The organism is Xanthovirga aplysinae (assembly GCF_009711365.1).
GTDB lineage: Bacteria > Bacteroidota > Bacteroidia > Cytophagales > Cyclobacteriaceae > Xanthovirga > Xanthovirga aplysinae.
The window spans coordinates 1-1,997 of the sequence record NZ_SMMB01000508.1; the positions used below are offsets into that span (position 1 = coordinate 1).

1 protein-coding gene is annotated in these 1,997 nt (G+C 36.4%); it reads right to left on the reverse strand.

Annotated features, from left to right (window positions below; translation table 11 throughout):
* Positions 1 to 68: 68 nt before the first annotated feature.
* A complete protein-coding gene (locus E1171_RS02210; RefSeq protein ID WP_155203647.1) occupies positions 69 to 1,148 on the reverse strand; it encodes an aminotransferase class V-fold PLP-dependent enzyme in 1,080 nt (359 codons plus the stop codon).
* Between the last annotated feature and the right edge of the window lie 849 nt (positions 1,149 to 1,997).

The window sequence follows — 1,997 nt, forward strand, 5'->3', positions numbered from 1 at the left end:
ACTTTTCCAAAAACAATAGTTAAATAGTACAAATCGCCAAGTACTTAGCTATTCATTCTTTATTGAAATTAGATCTTTTCAAGTGCATCAGCCAGCATTTCAATTTGCTCCTTGGAGTGGGTTGGAAAATTGGCTATTCTGATATGTAGATCCTTAAATTCGCCATAACCTCCACCAATAGTCATTCCTTTCTTTTTCAAGTCTTGTATTATGTCAGCTGAGGAAACAGCTGTTTTGCCAACAATTACTGTTTTTGATTGATGTCTTTTTTCTTCTACAAATGGTTTAAAAACATCGCTCTTATTCAAAGAGTTGTAAAGTATTGCGGCCTTTGAATTAGTCTCTTTCCTGATCTGATCTATACCCTTTTTTAACATGTCTTCAACTACTTTTCCCAGCAGATAAATTCCCATACTATTGGGGGTTTCTGGGGTCTGATTTTTAAGTCCTTTTTCATATAGGGTGGGGAGACTATGGTAATAACCAATGTTTTTACCTCTTCGCATTCTGTTTTCTGCCTTTTCTATGCACCGATCATTGACAAGCCACACTCCTAGACCTGGAGGTAAACCGAAGCATTTTTGAACTGAAAAATAAACCGTATCTACTTTAGAATAATCAATATTTACATAAGGAAGGGACGAGACAGCATCTACTGCTATCAATTGATCAGGAAAGGCTTCTCTTATTTTATAAATGTCTTCTAAGGGTTGGGTAGCACCGGTGCTAGTTTCATTATGAGTGATTCCTATCAATTCATGCGTTTCGGCAATCATCAAATTGTCAATTTCCGGGCATGAACCGGCAATACTTTCTACCTTATGGGCTTCTTTTCCAAATGCCACCGCCGTTTTATAAAAACGTTCGCTAAAGGCACCGTTGACTAGATGGAAGGATTCCTTATCCACGCAATTCTCTATAATCCGTTCCCAAATCTCTGTAGCTGAGCCTGTAAAAAAGATTTGAAAGTTATCAGGAAGCTTTAATAATGTCCTTAAATTTTCTACAGTCTCCCCATAAAAACTCTTAAAAAAGGAACTTCTATGGGAAATAGAAGCAACATTTGAGTCGAGGGCAGATTTTAGGTGCTCACGCACCGTGAAATATAAGGCGGATGGACCGGGGGTGAAATATATTTGGTTTTTCATCGATTCTCTTTGGATAGATATCCTATTGGGTTTTAAAAATCTTTCTTATTGGCTTTACTGCTTCGAATTTATATAATAAATCGGAATTTTTGGGGTCAATGTTTTCAGAAAAGTTATTCTTTGTAATAAAATAGAAAGTTTAAAGATTCTTGCCAAAAAATTGGCCTTCTTTCAAAAAGGAAATGAAAATGAGAGCTTTTATTGAAAAATAGAAATAAAAGGAGACGTTTCTCCGTTGAATGTTAGTGTTGGAGCAACAGAGAGGACTTGCTTTAGATTAATTTAATAAAATAAGATCCCAAAAAGTTAGGCACGTATTGATCTATTAAGAAAAAATGTGGTACCTTTGACTTATACTTAGAGCATTGTTCGGAACGAAGATATACTCACTTGGTCCCGGAGCAAATTTTTTAACTCTAACAGTTATTATTTAACCGAGTGAAGCCTGCTTTCAAAACCGGGCCTCAACCCTTTTACGAGGGTCATTCTTAGGAATGTTAACAGTGGATTGTTGCGAAGGATGGGCAGCTCAAATCCTGTCTTTTAAGGGGGGTTAAAAATGGTCTTTCGGGATTATAGGTGAGTACCTTAAATAGGCTGCCGTTAGGTGGCCTTTTTTATTTCCTTCCTTTGAACAAACCGGAGATTTCTTTATCCAACCTTTCGTACAAACCCAGGTTAATGTAATTCTCATGGAAAATAAGCTAATGGCTCTATAGAGCTCCATAATTTACCTTATGTGTGGTATTTTAAGTCAATAATGTGTTTTTTACTTGGAGGAATTAAAAATTTTCCCTGGGTGAGGAGGATAAGTATCAGCTACGGCTAAAAGTAAAACAGAAAAAGGAA

Coding starts and splice junctions, on each gene's coding strand:
- E1171_RS02210 (WP_155203647.1), bottom strand. CDS start 1,148: ATGAAAAACCAAATATATTTCACCCCCGGTCCATCCGCCTTATATTTC.